Genomic DNA, 15,455 nt, shown 5'->3' with positions numbered 1-15,455 from the left:
AGTATTAAATACAGCTTTGAGTTAGTGTTACTTCAGAATTTAAGTTCACCTCTCCTAAGAGTGAAACCAAGCCGCACTTATTGCGGCTTTTCTGTGGCTCTAAAATGAGTTAACTCGTTTGTAAGCCATTTCTTACTGGTGATTTGTGTATCATCTTCAAGAATAACAGCATAAGGTTTGCCACTCCATGAGCTTTTACTGGCAAGATTCTCAATAAACTCATCAGCGGTTTTAGCGTAGCGTTTGCCTTTGCGGTATTTCATAGCAAGATGATCAGCGGCTTCGGTGCTGGTGTGTTGATCACCGTTACGAATGAAAGTCGCGTTGCTTTGCGCGATAAAGCTGAGCAAATGAGTGACTTCTTGTTCAGCGGTTGCCGCAAAGCTCAACTGACTAACCGTGAGTAAAAGGCAAGCCATCAGCCTGTATATAGTGTGGGTTAAGTCTTTCATCTGTAGCCTCATTTAATCCAAAAAGTTTATTACGTTACCTGTGCCATCAAAAAAAGGTAAAGCTCTGAATAAAACTGATGTGCTAATGCATGTGCTGGTATAACTTTCAGCTATTAATACCTTATTTATTATGTAGAATAATACATCAATAAGGTCAATTAAATTATCATGGCTTATTAATTATCTGATAGGGATACTGTTTTGGTACTTGCATTGAACTTGCCGGGACAATATTTTTTACAAAAATAAAGGTGGAATTATGAACAGCTCAGATCGCGCTATTGACGAACTAGTACTTGGGTTTTGGCGATTATTAGATTGGCAAATTACTCCACAACAGTGTTTAACTTTTCTTGAGCAAGCAATTGAAGCCGGTGTAAGGCACACCGATCACGCTGACATTTACGGTGGATATGGTTGTGAGGCAGAGTTTGGTAAAGCTTTAGCTTTAAAGCCAAGTATTCGTGATGAGATCAAAATTATTACTAAGTGTGGTATCAAACCTGCTTTTGCAAGCTTAGGGTTAGCAGGCCAAGCTAATCATTACGATTCGAGTGCCGCACATATTATTAGCTCAGCACAGCAATCGTTAAAGCATTTTAATACCGATAGATTAGATGCATTACTTATTCATCGCCCTGATTATTTGATGAATGCAGACGAAGTAGCTGAGGCATTCACTACTCTTAAGCAAAATGGTGATGTACTCGATTTTGGTGTATCAAACTTTACGCCATCACAACTAAGTTTATTGCAGTCGCGTCTTGATTTTGAATTGGTGACCAATCAAATTGAATTTTCACCGTATGAAATGCAAGCACTTGATGATGGTAGTTTAGACCAATGTCAGTTACTTGATATTAAACCTATGTGTTGGTCACCTTTGGCTGGCGGTCGCATTTTTGCAGAAAATGATGAAAAAGCGATTCGCCTGCGTCAAGTACTTGAGCAAGTCGGCAGCGAAATTGGTGCAAGTTCTATTGATCAAGTGGTTTACGCGTGGTTATTAATGCACCCAAGTTCCCCATCAGTGGTACTGGGTACTGGCAACATTGAGCGTGTTAAATCGGCTGTTGCCGCTAAGCAGTTAAAACTCAGTCGTGAACAATGGTATCGTATTTGGCAAGGTTCAACAGGGCACAGTGTGCCATAGGAGTTGTAAGTTTTAAGCTATAAGCAGTCTGAGTTGAGGGTAAGTCTTGATATAAAATATGAACTTAGCCGCTTACCAAGATCGAGAAAGGGCCTTACGGCCCTTAGTGTTGCAGCAAGTAACACATTCTTTTTATAGGCTAAAGTCCATTGAAAAAGCAACGTAAGCCTTAATATCACTGTCATCCATATCGGTATCAGATAGACCAAAAGTGAAGCCATCTTTAGAGATAGATACACCGTAATCGATGATATCGTCATCACCAATAAAATCACCAGAGTAGTGGCCTAAGTGTAAGGCCATTTCAGTGCCATTAGTACCAACTGCGAAACCGTAATCTGCAGTCAGGTATAACGAATCACCAAAGTCTGTGCCATCACCGCTTGCGGCTGAAGTTGCAAGAACTGATGCGCCAAAGCTAAAGCCACCCATACTGATGCTACCGTAAATTTCAGAAAAATCAGCGTCTGCGCCAGAAGCTGCATCAGGGTAAGCGTAATAGATGTAGCCAACGTCATAGCTCATATTTTCATTAATATCGCCACCAAAACCAGCATAGAGATCAAGCTCGTAGGTCATTTCATCGGCCCAGCTTGCATTTGAAGCCCAAGTACCAGCATAAAAACCTGATTCGTTGGCATAATCAATACCACCTGAAATTGCAGCATCACCACCGGTTTGTTCTTGACCACGCCATAAGTAGTTTGAAGTTGCTGCGGCATTGGCTGTTACTTCTGCATATGCTGCTGTAGATGTTGCACCCATGAGTACAAGTGTGCTGATCGCAATTGCTGATTTTAGTTTTAACATGTTTGGTATCCTGTTGTTATGCTGATTTTTTGGCTCGCAATTATTAATTAGATTGCAGTCTATAATTGCGGATCCTATTTTTAGTTGTCTACTAGGGTAATAGCACTGCTTGTGCCAAGTTAAATGAAAAGCAATAATTTATATTTAAATTACTTTATAAACAAAGGTATAAATATTTATAGTGAAAGGAGGAGATTGTTTTTTACGAAGCTTGCGCACTTTATTGGTGCGTAAAAAAACCCGCATGCACAACTCAGTTGCAGCGGGTTTTTGTATTTTTTACTGTGGTTTAACCAAAAATAGTACGCATTAGGCTGATTGTTTCGTTCACGCCACGGCCTTTTTGTACTTCGCTGATAATTGAATCACGCTTTGCGCGAATATGCTCAGGCATATCGTCAGCAGCAAGTGCGCGATCAACAAGTATTTCAGCAGACTCTTTACCACGACGCACTTTTCTAGTGCCAGTGGTAGTTGTACGCTTTGGCTTGCTCAATAACTTGATGTAGTTAGAGTTTTCAGGCGTGTTTTTGTCTGCATGATAGAAAAAGCACGGAATTAACGCTTTGATTGCAACAAGTTGTTGATCCAGCTCGCTGTCACCACTTGCCATTTTAAACCAAGACATACTATGAACTGCTTGGACAATATCCTGCCAATAACGCGCAAAGTCACGATTATTTAATTTAGTAATAGCCAATGCTGAACAAAGTGCATCTAAACGGGTGTTATTAATTGGTGTAAAAACATCTGGGCGGCGCATTGCTAATAGACGAGTTGCCGGTGCAAGCGTTGGCTTTTCATTGCTATCAGTAAAGGCTTTTAAATATTTGACCACAAATTCTTGGTAATCAGCTTCAGTTACTTCACCTTCTAAAGGTATATGTGCTAATGCTTCATCAAATAATGCCGGCAGGTCGGCAAGCATTTGATGAAAAGCTTTGGCGCTTTTAGTAGAGCTAAACCATTCGACATCAAAATTATAACTACTTGGATCCAGTGCAGAAGTATGTTTACCACTAAATGCTAATAAATCTTCAGGGATCATCTCTTTCAGTGATTGCTCGCGAATACCAGCTATATAGTTGGCAAGGCGTAACTGTTCATCAAGGGCTAACACATCTTTATGTTGCTCTATAAATACACTAACTACAGGCCAAGGTGCTACGCGTAATGTTTTCAATTGTAAGAAGCTAATTGCTGAAACTAATAAGTCATTAAGCTTTTTTAAAATTGGTAATTGATTGGTTTCGAGTAAATCATGATTAATACGGTCACGGCTAGCATTAAGTAGTTCATAGCACCAACCTAAGAAGTCTTCAGGATGATTTTCTATTTTCACCGCCATCAGGTTTAAGCTGATTTCAGAAGCCTGCTTTAGAATATTTTGATAAATATGGCCTTCTTGTTCGCCTAATGCCATTTGTGAAGGTGAAATGAGCAATTTTTTCATGCCTGATGGTACTCCGGTTAAATACATTTTTCAGTTGTTTAATTTTAGCGCAAAACGTCTTAAAACAACAGGGCTGTGCATCATACCGAAGAATACAGGGGATGCAATCTTGATAAGTTAAATCTGCACAAGATTGCATTTAAAGGGTTTAATCTGCTTATTCAAGTGAAAATAACTGCTCTACAGTAGTTTCAAACTGCCGAGCTATCTTCAATGCAATGATCACTGAAGGTGTAAAGCGTGATGTTTCGACCGTGCTGATTGTTTTGCGTGAAACGGCGCTAGCATCGGCTAGCTCTTGCTGTGAAAGCCCCGCGGCTTTGCGAAATTCAGCTATATGGTTTTGCAGCTAAAGGTATCAAAATGTTTCAGTAACAATTCATATATTCACTGTAGAATGCAGGAAATTGCATTTTTCTTCGTTGCACAATGATTTTAATGCTAACTCCCGCTATGATAAGAACATTATTTGCACATTTGAAAGGACCATCATGAAGACCTTATTTAAAGTTATTGGTGTCATATTATTATTGCTTGTTGCTTTAATTATTGCTGCACCGTTTTTAATTCCAACCGATGCCATTTTTAATAAAGTCTCTGAGCAGGTTGAGCAAACCACAGGGCGTACTTTAACTATTAAAGGCGATAAAACATTATCCGTTTTTCCTTCTTTGAAGCTTGAGCTTGAAGATGTGCATTTTGCCAATATGAAAACTGGCTCACGTGCAGATATGGCAAGCATGCAGCAACTTGCAGTTCATATTCCTTGGTTTTCGCTATTTGGTGGTGAACTTAAACTAGAAAAGTTTGTGATCAATGAACCAAACATTCTGCTTGAAACAGATAAAAATGGTAAAGCTAACTGGCAGTTATTTGATGCAGTAGCTACGAAATCTGAGCAGCAAACTCAAGCAGGTGAGGCAGTCAAACTACCTGAAAAATTTGATATTCAATTAGGTGAAGTAGCTATATATGGTGGGTCGTTTACTTATTTAGATGGTCAAACGGGAGCTAAACAGCAAATTAGCGATTTAGAATTGGCTATCTTACTGCCTTCACTGCATAAATCACTCGAAGTCAAAGGTGGGATCACTTATATGCAAGAGCGCTTTGAGCTTGATGTAACAGTTGATAACCCAGCTAAAGCAATAGCAGGTGATACATTTAATGTGACAACTGATGTCACTTCAAAGTTAGTTGATGTTGAGTTTAAAGGCTTAATAGCCGGTCAAGGTAAAGAGATTCAAGGTCAATTAGCGCTCAGTGGTGATTCAGTAAAAGACATTGCTAAATGGCAGGGAGTCGAGCTGAACGCTAAAGAAAGCGCCTTTAATGCATTTAGTGTTAGCGGCAAAATGCGTATGCAAGGTGATAAGTTCAACCTAGCTGAATTAGTCGCCACTCTTGATGCATTAGAGATCAAAGGAAAAAGCGAGCTTAATTTAGGTAAGCGTTTAGCCGTTAATGCTGACATCGATTTAGGTATGCTGGACTTAAATCCTTACTTACCTGAGGTGGTAGCGCCAGCAGAGAAACCAGAACCTAAAAGTGACGAGCCAGCCAAACCAATTGTATGGGATGACACAAAAATGGATTTAAGTGGCTTAAATGCCTTAGATGCGAATGTGGTGATCCGTTCAAGTGGCTTAAAAGCAAATGAAATCAAACTTGGCGCTAATCAATTCACTGTAAACCTTAACAAAGGCGTAGCGAAAATTAGCCTAGATAAGTTTGCCGCCTACGAAGGTAATGGTAAAGGCACTGTAACAGTTAATGCGAAACAAGCTCCTTACAAAATCAGCACCAACTTCTCGTTAGATAAAATAGACGCACAACCATTGCTGACAGATGCCGCTGGCTTCGATAAGCTAATGGGCAAAGGCTCACTCAATTGGGACTTAGCAACATCAGGTCAGAGCCAAAAAGACTTTATGAGTGCCCTACAGGGTAAACTAGCATTTGAATTTGCCGATGGTGCAGTAAAAGGCGCCAACATTGCTGAAATGGTTCGCAAAGGCAAAGAGCTAATTAAGGGTAACTTTGGTGCAATATCCGAAGGGCTAGATACTGGCTTTGATAATTCCCAGCAAACTGACTTCTCTGCGCTAACGGGTAGCTTTAACTTTACCAATGGCGTAGGTAAAAACACAGATCTGAGTTTGTTAAGTCCATTAGTACGTATTAGTGGTGAAGGGGATGTTAATCTACCCGCAACGACAGTTAACTACCGCTTAGTGACAGGCATAGTCGATTCACTCGAAGGGCAGGGGACCAAAGATGATAGTACCGGCTTTAAAATTCCAGTACGAATCAAAGGACCATTTCATGATGTTGGCATCAGCTTAGATGTAAGCAAAGCGGCAGAAGATGAAGTAAAAGAAAAAGCGAAAGATAAAATTAAAGATAAGTTAAAAGGTTTGTTTGGCAAATAATGCCGATTTTATTCGGTGATAAAACAATCAGGGCATAAAATTGCCCTGATTGTTTTATAATCAATGCTAAAATAGCAAAATATGTTTCATCGACAAAACAACCATCCTCGTTATTCTAAATTAATTAAAAAATAACCTACCACTACCCCCGCAATGCTGATACAATTGCCCGCCCTTGGGAGACAACTAGATTGTTTTTTGAGTGGTTTTTAACCTAAATGTCTTGATTTTAAACAAATTTAAGACAGTTGTAATAACTACACCGGAGGTCATTAACATGATCCAAATGCAAACTCAGCTGGAAGTTGCTGATAACAGCGGCGCTCGCAAAGTGCAGTGTATTAAAGTCTTAGGCGGTTCGCACCGTCGTTATGCAGCGATTGGTGACATCATTAAAGTTTCTGTTAAAGAAGCGATTCCTCGCGGTAAAGTGAAGAAAGGTGATGTTAAAAACGCGGTAGTTGTGCGTACTAAGAAAGGCGTTCGTCGTCCAGATGGTTCTTTGATCCGTTTTGACAGCAATGCGGCTGTTATCTTAAATGATAACTTGCAGCCAATTGGTACACGTATTTTCGGCCCTGTGACTCGCGAACTTCGTAATGATAAGTTCATGAAAATCGTTTCACTAGCCCCAGAAGTACTGTAAGGAGTCAATCATGGCAGCAAAAATCCGTCGTGATGACGAAGTAATCGTTCTAGCAGGTAAAGACAAAGGTAAGCGCGGCAAAGTGCTTTCAGTTGTTACCGAGTCTGGTCGAGTATTTGTCGAAGGCATTAACTTAATCAAGAAGCACCAAAAGCCGGTTCCACAATTGAACCAGCCAGGTGGTATTGTTGAGAAAGAAGCGTCTATTGACGTATCAAACGTTGCGATCTTCAACTCGGAAACGAGTAAAGCAGATCGTGTAGGTTTCAAGATTGAAGATGGTAAGAAATTACGTATCTTTAAATCTACTGGTAAAACTATCTAATAGTTGGAGTAGAATGATGGCGAAACTGCATGAAGTATATAAAGACAAAGTAGTTGCTGAACTTCAAGAGAAGTTTGGTTTCAGCTCTGTCATGCAAGTCCCTCAGATCGAAAAGATCACATTGAATATGGGCGTGGGCGAAGCCCTAGCTGACAAGAAAATTCTAGACAACGCTGTTGCGGATCTAGAAGCAATCGCTGGTCAGAAGCCACTCATTACTAAAGCACGCAAATCTGTTGCTGGCTTTAAAGTACGTGAAGGCTACCCAATTGGTTGTAAAGTAACCCTACGCGGCGAGCGTATGTGGGACTTTTTTGAGCGTTTGGTTTCAATCGCTATCCCACGTATCCGTGACTTCCGTGGTGTAAGTGCTAAGTCTTTTGATGGACGTGGTAACTACAGCATGGGCGTACGTGAACAAATCATCTTCCCAGAAATTGATTATGATAAAGTAGACCGCGTACGCGGTATGGATATCACAATCACTACATCTGCGAAAACAGATGAGGAAGGCCGTGCGTTGTTAGAAGCGTTTAACTTCCCATTCAAGAAATAAGGGTAGGGTTATGGCAAAGAATTCTATGAAAGCGCGCGAAGCAAAGCGCACGAAATTAGTTGCTCAGTTCGCTGAAAAGCGCGCAGCACTAAAAGCTATCATCAGTGATGTGAAAACATCTGACGATGATCGTTGGGACGCGGTACTTAAGCTACAAGCTTTACCACGTGATTCTAGCCCTGCACGTCAACGTAATCGTTGTAACATTACGGGCCGCCCACATGGTTACCTTCGCAAATTCGGCATGAGCCGTATCAAAGTTCGCGAAGCAGCTATGCGCGGTGAAATTCCTGGCCTTAAAAAGGCTAGCTGGTAATAGAATCACGGGAGTAAGACTATGAGCTTGCAAGATCCTATCGCGGATTTGTTTACACGAATTCGTAACGGTCAGTCAGCGAAAAAAGTATCTGTAACGATGCCTAATTCAAAGCTGAAAGTAGCATTAGCTAAAGTATTAAAAGATGAAGGTTATATCGTTGATTTCACAATCAGCGGTGATGTTAAACCTGAGCTTTCTATCGAGTTGAAATACTTCGAAGGCAAAGCTGTTATTGAAAATATCCAGCGTGTTAGCCGCCCTGGTTTGCGTATCTATAAGAGACGTGACGAATTACCAAAGGTAATGGGTGGTCTAGGTATCGCTATCGTATCAACTTCTAAAGGCCTAATGACAGACCGCGCCGCACGTAGTGCTGGTGTTGGTGGTGAAATCATTGGTTTTGTAGCTTAATCGGAGGGGAACTATGTCTCGCATAGCAAAGGCACCAATTAATGTTCCTGCCGGTGTAGAAGTTACATTAAAAGGCCAGGACATCACAGTTAAAGGCAAAAACGGCGAATTAACGCGTACTATCAACTCTGCAGTTGAAGTACAACTTAACGACAACGTTATTACAACTTTACCTCGTGAAGGCGTAGCCAATGCATGGGCACAAGCAGGTACTGCTCGCGCTCTAATCAACAATATGATTGTTGGTACGCATGAAGGTTACGAGAAGAAACTTCAGTTAGTAGGCGTTGGTTACCGTGCTGCAGCTAAGGGTAAAACATTAGATTTAACTCTTGGTTTCTCACACCCAGTTAATTTCGCAGTTCCTGAAGGAATTACGATTGAAACTCCAAGCCAAACAGAAGTTCTAGTTAAGGGCGTAGATAAGCAGTTAGTTGGTCAAACAGCTGCTAACATTCGTGCATACCGTAAACCTGAGCCTTATAAAGGTAAAGGTGTTCGTTATTCAGATGAGAATGTACGCCGTAAAGAGGCTAAGAAGAAGTAAGGTAAGACGATGGATAAAAAAACAGCTCGTCTACGTCGTGCTAAACGCACTCGTAGAAATTATATTGAACAAGGCACAACGCGTCTTGTTATCCACCGCACGCCACGTCACATTTACGCTCAAGTTGTAAACGCTGAGGGTAATGTACTGGCTGCTGCTTCTACTGTTGAGAAAGCTATTAGCGAAACAGTTAAAGGCACAGGCAACGTTGCAGCTGCGCAAGCAGTTGGTAAAGCGGTTGCTGAACGTGCGGCTGACAAAGGCATCGAAAAGATTGCTTTTGATCGCAGTGGCTTTAAATATCACGGCCGTGTGAAGGCGCTAGCAGATGCTGCGCGTGAAGCCGGTTTGCAATTCTAGGAGTAGACAATGGCTAACGTAGAAGCAAAGCAACAACAGCCTGATCTAGCTGAAAAGCTAATCGCGGTGAACCGTGTGTCTAAAGTAGTTAAAGGTGGTCGTATCTTTAGCTTCACTGCACTAACTGTAGTTGGTGACGGCGCAGGTAAAGTAGGTTTCGGTTATGGTAAAGCACGTGAAGTTCCAGCTGCTATTCAAAAAGCAATGGAAAAAGCACGTCGTAACATGATCAACGTAGACCTAAATGGCAACACATTACAGCATCCTGTTAAAGGACGTCATGCTGGCTCTCTTGTGTTTATGAAACCAGCATCTGAAGGTACTGGTATCATCGCAGGTGGTGCTATGCGTGCAGTACTAGAAGTTACTGGTGTGCAGAACGTACTTTCTAAATGTTACGGTTCTACTAACCCGATCAACGTTGTACGTGCAACGATCTCAGCTCTTGAGAATATGAATTCTCCTCAGTCGATCGCTGCAAAACGTGGTCTTCGAGTAGACGAGATTCTGGGGTAAACCATGGCTAATAAAACTGTAAAAGTAACACAAGTAAAGAGCTCTATCGGTCGTTTACCGAAACATAAAGCTACATTACGCGGTCTTGGTTTACGTCGTATCAATCACACTGTTGAGTTAGAAGACACAGCATGTGTACGTGGTATGATCAACCAAGTTTCATACATGGTTAAGGTTGAGGGGTAATTCGAATGCATTTGAATACACTTTCTCCTGCTGCAGGTTCTAAATCTGCTGGTAAACGTGTTGGTCGTGGTATCGGTTCTGGTCTAGGTAAGACTGGTGGCCGTGGTCACAAAGGTCAAAAGTCACGTTCTGGCGGTAAAGTACGCGTTGGTTTTGAAGGCGGTCAAATGCCTATGCAACGTCGTCTACCTAAGTTTGGTTTCACTTCTCGCAAATCTTTAGTATCTGCAGAAATAAACCTATACGAGATCGCTAAAGTTGAAGGCGATGTGGTAGACCTAGGTACGCTACAGGCAGCTGGTCTAGTTAAAAAGAACGTTCTGTTCGTTAAAGTTGTTAAATCTGGCGAAGTTTCACGCGCTGTTACCGTTAAAGGCCTTAAAGCCTCTAAAGGTGCTCGCGAAGCTATCGAAGCCGCCGGAGGCAAGGTAGAAGACTAAGGAAGTACTAATGGCTAAACCAGGTCAAGATACACAAAGTGCACAAAGTGGGCTTTCGGAATTGAAACGTCGATTACTATTCGTATTGGGCGCTATCATTATTTACCGTCTAGGTTCATTTGTGCCAATCCCTGGGATTGACGCCGCTGTACTTGCCGATTTCTTCGAGCAACAAAAGGGCACCATTGTTGAAATGTTCAACATGTTCAGCGGTGGTGCGCTTGAGCGCGCTTCGGTGTTAGCACTGGGTATAATGCCTTACATCACAGCTTCAATTATTACGCAACTATTAACGCATATGTATCCTCCGTTTATAGAGCTTAAGAAAGAAGGTGAACAAGGTCGTAAGAAAATTAGCCAGTACACACGCTACGGCACGCTCTTGCTTGCTACTATCCAATCGATCGGTATTGCCACAAGCTTACCGGGTATGATGGACGGGTTAGTTGTTAACCCAGGTCTCGGTTTCTACTTCACCGCAGTGGTGAGTTTAGTAACTGGTACTATGTTCCTGATGTGGTTGGGCGAGCAAATAACTGAACGTGGTATCGGTAACGGTATCTCAGTTCTAATATTTGTTGGTATTGTAGCTAACCTGCCGTCTGCTATTGGTTCGACAGCCGAAATGGCGCGCCAAGGTGATTTACATGTTTTAGCACTGTTATTGATTGCGGTAATCGTATTCGCTGTTACTTATCTTGTAGTGTTCTTTGAACGTGGACAACGTCGTATCGTCGTTAACTACGCAAAGCGCCAACAAGGTCGTCAAGTATTTGCTGCCCAAAGCACGCATTTACCACTAAAAGTAAACATGGCGGGTGTTATTCCACCAATCTTTGCTAGCAGTATAATTCTGTTCCCTGGTACTATTGCCAGCTGGTTCGGCCAGGGTGAAGGTCCTGTCGCTGATGTGCTACAAGCGATTGCTACAACGTTGACTCCAGGTCAGCCTTTGTATGCAATAGTTTTAGCTGCGGCTATTATCTTCTTCTGCTTTTTCTACACAGCGTTGGTTTTTAACCCACGTGAAACAGCAGATAACCTGAAAAAATCTGGCGCATTTATCCCAGGTATTCGTCCAGGCGAGCAGACATCGAAATACATTGATAAAGTGATGACACGCCTGACATTGGCAGGTGCTTTGTATATAACCTTTATCTGTCTGGTGCCCGAATTCATGACCATGGCATGGCAAACGCCATTCTACTTCGGCGGTACATCAATTTTGATTATCGTTGTTGTGATCATGGACTTTATGGCACAAGTACAGACTCATATGATGTCTCATCAATATGATTCTGTGCTGAAAAAAGCGAACCTTAAAGGCTACGGTCGATAAGGTCAGTTTACGGAGTTGAGCAATGAAAGTACGTGCTTCCGTTAAGAAAATATGCCGTAACTGTAAAGTTATTAAACGTGCCGGTGTTGTACGTGTAATTTGCAGTGAGCCTAAGCATAAGCAAAGGCAAGGTTAATTTATAAGTCGTGCAGGCTGAGGTTTCTCGGCCTGTGTTTTCAGTTGTGATTTGGTCTTCGTTTGAGTATCCTTACGGGCTCTTCAAACAGATGATAACCGAATTCAAATATAGGAGATGTGTTAGTGGCCCGTATCGCTGGCATTAACGTCCCTGATCATAAACATGCAGTTATTGGTTTAACAGCTATTTATGGCATAGGTAAGACTCGCTCTAAGGCTATCTTAGTAGCGACTGGTATCGCCGAAACCACAAAAATCGGTGAACTTTCAGACGAAACACTTGACGTATTGCGTGAAGCAGTTGGCAAGTACACTGTAGAAGGTGATCTTCGTCGTGAAGTTACTTTGAATATCAAGCGCCTTATGGACCTTGGTTGTTACCGTGGCCTACGTCACCGTCGCTCTTTACCACTACGTGGTCAAAGAACAAAGACTAACGCGCGTACCCGTAAGGGTCCTCGTAAGCCTATTAAGCGATAAGGGGATAGTATTATGGCTAAGACACCAATTCGTCGTAAAAAGGTTAAAAAGCAAGTTGCTGATGGTATGGCTCATGTTCATGCTTCTTTCAACAACACTATTGTTACAATTACCGACCGTCAAGGTAATGCACTATCATGGGCTACTGCCGGTGGTTCAGGTTTCCGTGGTTCACGTAAATCTACACCATTCGCTGCTCAGGTTGCTGCAGAGCGTGCAGGTACTGCTGCTCAAGAATACGGTTTAAAAAATCTAGAAGTTTTCATCAAAGGTCCAGGTCCAGGTCGTGAATCTGCTGTACGTGCTTTGAATGCTGCTGGTTACCGTATCACCAACATTACTGACGTGACGCCAATACCACACAATGGTTGTCGTCCACCGAAGAAACGTCGCGTTTAACAATAGGTTAGGAGAAATAACATGGCAAGATATTTGGGCCCTAAGCTCAAGCTGAGTCGTCGTGAAGGTACTGACCTGTTCCTTAAGAGCGGCGTAAGAGCTATCGACTCTAAGTGTAAACTTGAGACTGCACCTGGTCAGCACGGCGCTCGTAAAGGTCGCTTATCTGATTACGGTTTACAATTACGTGAAAAGCAAAAAGTACGTCGTATCTACGGTGTATTAGAAAAGCAATTCCGTAACTACTACAAAGAAGCTGCTCGCCTTAAGGGCAACACAGGTGAAAACTTGTTACAGCTTTTAGAGCAACGTTTAGACAATGTTGTATACCGCATGGGTTTTGCAAGCACACGTGCTGAAGCACGTCAGTTAGTAAGCCACAAAGCGGTTTTAGTTAATGGTCGTGTAGTGAACATTCCTTCATTCGTAATTACTCCAGAAGATGTAGTAGTTATCCGTGAAAAGTCTAAGACACAAGCTCGTATCATCGCTGCTCTAGAACTAGCCGAGCAACGTGAAAAACCGACTTGGGTTGAAGTTGACGGTAAGAAAATGGAAGGTAATTTCAAACGCCTACCAGAGCGTTCAGACCTGTCTGCGGACATCAATGAACAACTAATCGTCGAACTTTACTCTAAGTAAAGTTAAGAGTTAAGAGAGGATAAAATGCAGGGTTCTGTTACAGAATTTCTAAAACCAAGGTTAGTCGATATCGACGCTATTAACCCAACTCGTTCTAAAGTAGTTTTAGAGCCATTAGAGCGTGGCTTCGGTCATACTCTTGGGAATGCCTTACGCCGTATACTTCTTTCGTCAATGCCAGGATGTGCAGTAACCGAAGTTGAAATCGACGGTGTGTTGCACGAATACAGCGCGAAAGAAGGCGTACAAGAAGACATCATTGAAATTCTGTTAAATCTTAAAGGTCTAGCAGTTACTTTGGAAGGTAAAGATGAAGTTTTTCTTACCCTGACTAAGTCTGGTGTAGGCCCTGTGACTGCGGCTGATATTCAGCACGACGGCGATGTAACCATTGCCAACCCAGATCATATTATTTGTCATTTAACGGCAGATAATAGTGCGATCAGCATGCGAATTCGTGTTGAACGTGGTCGTGGGTATGTGCCGGCATCTAGCCGTTTATCCTCTGATGACGATGAGCGTCCAATTGGTAGATTGTTGCTTGATGCATCATTTAGCCCAGTTGAACGTATTGCGTACTCGGTTGAATCAGCACGTGTTGAACAACGTACAGACTTAGACAAGTTAATCATTGATATGGAAACAAACGGCACTATAGATCCAGAAGAAGCGATCCGCCGTGCGTCGACTATCTTAGCTGAGCAGCTAGAAGCATTCGTAGACTTACGTGATGTTACTGAGCCAGAAGAGAAAGAAGAGAAGCCAGAATTCGATCCTATTCTACTTCGTCCAGTTGATGATCTTGAACTAACAGTGCGTTCAGCAAACTGTTTGAAAGCCGAGCAAATTCAATATATCGGTGATTTAGTTCAGCGCACAGAAGTCGAGCTTCTTAAAACGCCTAACTTAGGCAAGAAGTCTCTGACTGAAATTAAAGACGTGCTAGCTTCACGTGGTCTATCTCTAGGTATGCGCCTAGAAAATTGGCCACCTGCAAGCCTAGCTGAATAATCTAAATCACTATATTAGTTTAGTTAGAAGGATAGGGTCATGCGCCATCGTAAGAGTGGTCGTCAATTAAACCGTAACAGCAGCCATCGTAAAGCGATGTTCAGCAATATGGCAGGTTCTTTGGTGAAACATGAAATCATCAAAACTACTTTGCCAAAAGCGAAAGAGTTACGTCGTGTAATTGAACCTTTAATCACACTGGCTAAGACTGACAGTGTAGCAAATCGCCGTTTAGCGTTTGCTCGCACGCGTGATAAAGAAGTAGTTGGTAAGTTGTTCAGTGAAATCGGTCCTCGCAATACAGACCGTCCAGGTGGTTACACTCGTATTATTAAGTGTGGCTTCCGTGCTGGTGACAATGCACCAATGGCTTATATTGAACTAGTAGGTCGCACATCTGCGAACGAAGAAGTTCAAGAAGACGCGCAGTCTGCTGAGTAAGTCTTAAAGACACCAAAAAGCCGAGCATAAGCTCGGCTTTTTAATATCTAAAATTTGGCAAAAAATAATATCGCTATCAGTATCCCTGTATATAGCGCAACATTTCAACTATACCATTATCAAACCAACATCTTTGTAAGCCCACTAAGCGTCACTAGAATCTACTTCCCTTAATAACCATTTGTTATTCAACTAGCTTGTTAATTTAAATTTCATGGTCGGTAATAACATTTATAGCTTTGAAAGTTATCTTGCTACTGAATATGTAGCTGTATAATACCAATCTGCCAAATTATGTGATCTAATTAGCACACTGATACTTATCTACTTTTACTAAATTGAACTTAGAAAAATCCAAGCAACTTTTAGCTTTATCACGTAAAGAGCCTAATGCGAGAA

At 42.0% G+C, this 15,455-nt stretch carries 23 protein-coding genes; 19 read left to right on the top strand and 4 right to left on the bottom strand.

Going from position 1 to position 15,455, the window contains the following annotated elements:
• Positions 1-77: 77 nt before the first annotated feature.
• Positions 78-452, bottom strand: coding sequence for a DUF5329 domain-containing protein (locus H5187_RS17210; protein ID WP_182761998.1), 375 nt, complete (start codon positions 450-452; stop codon positions 78-80).
• Between the two features lie 259 nt (positions 453-711).
• On the opposite strand from H5187_RS17210, the gene H5187_RS17205 reads away from it, so the two are divergent.
• Entirely contained in the window at positions 712-1,605 is an 894-nt protein-coding gene (locus H5187_RS17205) for an aldo/keto reductase family oxidoreductase (RefSeq protein ID WP_182761996.1), read from the top strand.
• Between the two features lie 132 nt (positions 1,606-1,737).
• On the opposite strand, the gene H5187_RS17200 is transcribed toward H5187_RS17205, so the two are convergent.
• The 3 genes from H5187_RS17200 to H5187_RS17190 form a co-directional block, all read right to left on the bottom strand.
• Entirely contained in the window at positions 1,738-2,415 is a 678-nt protein-coding gene (locus H5187_RS17200; RefSeq protein ID WP_145241933.1) for a TorF family putative porin, read from the bottom strand.
• Positions 2,416-2,704: 289 nt separating this feature from the next.
• The gene (locus H5187_RS17195) at positions 2,705-3,868 is read right to left on the bottom strand and encodes a hypothetical protein (RefSeq protein WP_182768034.1); all 1,164 of its coding nucleotides are present in this window, start codon (positions 3,866-3,868) and stop codon (positions 2,705-2,707) included.
• Between the two features lie 157 nt (positions 3,869-4,025).
• Positions 4,026-4,217, bottom strand: a complete 192-nt coding sequence (locus tag H5187_RS17190) for a helix-turn-helix transcriptional regulator (RefSeq protein WP_182719227.1) — start codon at positions 4,215-4,217, stop codon at positions 4,026-4,028.
• Positions 4,218-4,359: 142 nt separating this feature from the next.
• Here H5187_RS17190 and H5187_RS17185 point away from each other — a divergent pair, with 142 nt between their 5' ends.
• From H5187_RS17185 to rplQ, 18 genes are all read left to right on the top strand, one after another.
• On the top strand, positions 4,360-6,300 hold the full coding sequence (locus H5187_RS17185; protein WP_182719226.1) for an AsmA family protein: 1,941 nt from the start codon (positions 4,360-4,362) through the stop codon (positions 6,298-6,300).
• A 277-nt stretch (positions 6,301-6,577) separates the two neighbouring features.
• A complete protein-coding gene (rplN, locus tag H5187_RS17180) occupies positions 6,578-6,946 on the top strand; it encodes a 50S ribosomal protein L14 (RefSeq protein ID WP_011329449.1) in 369 nt (122 codons plus the stop codon).
• 10 nt (positions 6,947-6,956) lie between these two features.
• Entirely contained in the window at positions 6,957-7,271 is a 315-nt protein-coding gene (rplX, locus tag H5187_RS17175; RefSeq protein ID WP_016710194.1) for a 50S ribosomal protein L24, read from the top strand.
• Between the two features lie 16 nt (positions 7,272-7,287).
• Positions 7,288-7,827 (top strand): 50S ribosomal protein L5, encoded by a 540-nt coding sequence (gene rplE / locus H5187_RS17170; protein ID WP_016710195.1) that lies wholly within the window; start codon positions 7,288-7,290, stop codon positions 7,825-7,827.
• A 10-nt stretch (positions 7,828-7,837) separates the two neighbouring features.
• Positions 7,838-8,143 (top strand): 30S ribosomal protein S14, encoded by a 306-nt coding sequence (rpsN, locus tag H5187_RS17165; protein ID WP_058562128.1) that lies wholly within the window; start codon positions 7,838-7,840, stop codon positions 8,141-8,143.
• A gap of 21 nt (positions 8,144-8,164) precedes the next feature.
• On the top strand, positions 8,165-8,557 hold the full coding sequence (gene rpsH, locus H5187_RS17160; protein WP_145241923.1) for a 30S ribosomal protein S8: 393 nt from the start codon (positions 8,165-8,167) through the stop codon (positions 8,555-8,557).
• Positions 8,558-8,570: 13 nt separating this feature from the next.
• Complete coding sequence (gene rplF / locus H5187_RS17155; RefSeq protein WP_145241920.1) at positions 8,571-9,104, top strand: 50S ribosomal protein L6; 534 nt, start codon at positions 8,571-8,573, stop codon at positions 9,102-9,104.
• Positions 9,105-9,113: 9 nt separating this feature from the next.
• On the top strand, positions 9,114-9,464 hold the full coding sequence (gene rplR, locus H5187_RS17150; protein ID WP_008115388.1) for a 50S ribosomal protein L18: 351 nt from the start codon (positions 9,114-9,116) through the stop codon (positions 9,462-9,464).
• 9 nt (positions 9,465-9,473) lie between these two features.
• A complete protein-coding gene (gene rpsE / locus H5187_RS17145) occupies positions 9,474-9,980 on the top strand; it encodes a 30S ribosomal protein S5 (protein ID WP_002959485.1) in 507 nt (168 codons plus the stop codon).
• Between the two features lie 3 nt (positions 9,981-9,983).
• The gene (rpmD, locus tag H5187_RS17140; RefSeq protein ID WP_016710201.1) at positions 9,984-10,166 is read left to right on the top strand and encodes a 50S ribosomal protein L30; all 183 of its coding nucleotides are present in this window, start codon (positions 9,984-9,986) and stop codon (positions 10,164-10,166) included.
• Positions 10,167-10,171: 5 nt separating this feature from the next.
• Complete coding sequence (rplO, locus tag H5187_RS17135; RefSeq protein WP_064668467.1) at positions 10,172-10,606, top strand: 50S ribosomal protein L15; 435 nt, start codon at positions 10,172-10,174, stop codon at positions 10,604-10,606.
• A 10-nt stretch (positions 10,607-10,616) separates the two neighbouring features.
• Positions 10,617-11,945 (top strand): preprotein translocase subunit SecY, encoded by a 1,329-nt coding sequence (secY, locus tag H5187_RS17130; protein WP_145241918.1) that lies wholly within the window; start codon positions 10,617-10,619, stop codon positions 11,943-11,945.
• Between the two features lie 22 nt (positions 11,946-11,967).
• Positions 11,968-12,081, top strand: coding sequence for a 50S ribosomal protein L36 (gene rpmJ, locus H5187_RS17125; protein WP_002959476.1), 114 nt, complete (start codon positions 11,968-11,970; stop codon positions 12,079-12,081).
• A 125-nt stretch (positions 12,082-12,206) separates the two neighbouring features.
• The gene (rpsM, locus tag H5187_RS17120) at positions 12,207-12,563 is read left to right on the top strand and encodes a 30S ribosomal protein S13 (RefSeq protein WP_145241916.1); all 357 of its coding nucleotides are present in this window, start codon (positions 12,207-12,209) and stop codon (positions 12,561-12,563) included.
• A gap of 12 nt (positions 12,564-12,575) precedes the next feature.
• Complete coding sequence (gene rpsK, locus H5187_RS17115; protein WP_002959471.1) at positions 12,576-12,962, top strand: 30S ribosomal protein S11; 387 nt, start codon at positions 12,576-12,578, stop codon at positions 12,960-12,962.
• Between the two features lie 21 nt (positions 12,963-12,983).
• Entirely contained in the window at positions 12,984-13,604 is a 621-nt protein-coding gene (gene rpsD / locus H5187_RS17110) for a 30S ribosomal protein S4 (RefSeq protein WP_016710205.1), read from the top strand.
• 24 nt (positions 13,605-13,628) lie between these two features.
• Positions 13,629-14,615 carry a DNA-directed RNA polymerase subunit alpha gene (locus H5187_RS17105; protein WP_145241913.1) on the top strand — a complete coding sequence of 329 codons (987 nt, stop codon included), beginning with the start codon at positions 13,629-13,631 and terminating at the stop codon, positions 14,613-14,615.
• A 39-nt stretch (positions 14,616-14,654) separates the two neighbouring features.
• A complete protein-coding gene (rplQ, locus tag H5187_RS17100) occupies positions 14,655-15,056 on the top strand; it encodes a 50S ribosomal protein L17 (RefSeq protein ID WP_016710207.1) in 402 nt (133 codons plus the stop codon).
• The last annotated feature ends 399 nt before the right edge of the window (positions 15,057-15,455 follow it).

Source organism: Pseudoalteromonas sp. SG44-1, assembly GCF_014164315.1.
Classification (GTDB): Bacteria; Pseudomonadota; Gammaproteobacteria; order Enterobacterales; family Alteromonadaceae; genus Pseudoalteromonas; species Pseudoalteromonas rhizosphaerae.
This window is presented reverse-complemented; position numbering and strand designations above follow the sequence as displayed.